The sequence below is a fragment of the Flectobacillus sp. BAB-3569 genome (assembly GCF_002270355.1).
In the GTDB taxonomy this organism is placed as follows: Bacteria; Bacteroidota; Bacteroidia; order Cytophagales; family Spirosomataceae; genus Flectobacillus; species Flectobacillus roseus.
Genome location: NZ_NJFZ01000146.1, coordinates 1 through 939, shown reverse-complemented (window position 1 = coordinate 939; position 939 = coordinate 1). Strand labels below are relative to the sequence as shown.

Below are 939 nucleotides of genomic sequence, written 5' to 3'. Positions count from 1 at the left end.
TTTGACCGCGACCCTGATGTATTAACAGAAAGCTAACTCAATTTTAGAAGAGCATGACGTCATTTGCTAAGCGGTGGTGTTTCAGCAGGAAGAAAGATTATGCCCAAACGCCAGAGCATATTTATATTTCTATGATGAATCGTTGAGCAATATTATTGACAGTAATAGAGAAGCATTTATGGAATATTATGATGCATTGAAGGAACTATTAATTTATAAAGCTCAACATGGAGAACTCTATAGTGATATTGTAATCACATTGCATCCTAATGGTAATTATGAGTTCAGGTATTGGTTTAATGAAGAAAGAATCATTAAGGAAGAATACGAAAGTGCAATGCTTCGATCAACCGATTTTCCACATGCAATGGCAAAGGCATTAGTTTTCTACGACCTTGCGGAGGTTAACTTTAAAAGAAGTACGAAAGTATAATCATGACATTTGAAATAAAAGAGGGCGAACCCTTTGTGGATTATTACCTAGTAAATGAAAAAGGACAGCATAAGCCTGTTTATGATTCGAATAAAGTTGCCAAGTATGGCGATATCATTTCAAAAAATATTTCAATGGTTAAAGCATGGTTAAAAGAGCACTATGAAAGGACTAACCATGGAATATTAAAAGATGTCTGGAAACCATGGAATAAAATCGTGGTGAGCGTACCACCAAGTGGGTATTTGAATGAACTTGAGGATATTCATTATTATTTGGATGAGTTAGAACTAGGAAAAGATTTTTTTCTGGAGAGGTATTAATCTAGTTATGCCTCATGCCCTCGCTGGAGTTTTCTCCAATGAGCCTAGCGACAACAAAAGTCTGTTATTATGCTACTTGTTGCTTACGTCAGTTTGTTGGAGAGAATTTCAACAAGGGCGAAAATCTACTCAAAAATTTTAAATCCTCTACAGTTTATGAATATTAACATTAAAGAACAAGAG

2 protein-coding genes are annotated in these 939 nt (G+C 34.9%); both read left to right on the top strand.

Annotated elements, in window-relative coordinates; genetic code table 11:
• The first annotated feature begins 73 nt into the window (after positions 1–73).
• Positions 74–433: a hypothetical protein gene (locus BWI92_RS26770; RefSeq protein WP_141234966.1), complete on the top strand. Its 360-nt coding sequence runs from the start codon at positions 74–76 to the stop codon at positions 431–433.
• Between the two features lie 2 nt (positions 434–435).
• Positions 436–756 (top strand): hypothetical protein, encoded by a 321-nt coding sequence (locus tag BWI92_RS26765; RefSeq protein WP_095168667.1) that lies wholly within the window; start codon positions 436–438, stop codon positions 754–756.
• The last annotated feature ends 183 nt before the right edge of the window (positions 757–939 follow it).

Excerpts from the sequence above, each read along its gene's own strand:
- BWI92_RS26765 (WP_095168667.1), top strand. The coding sequence starts at position 436 with ATGACATTTGAAATAAAAGAGGGCGAACCCTTTGTGGATTATTACCTA.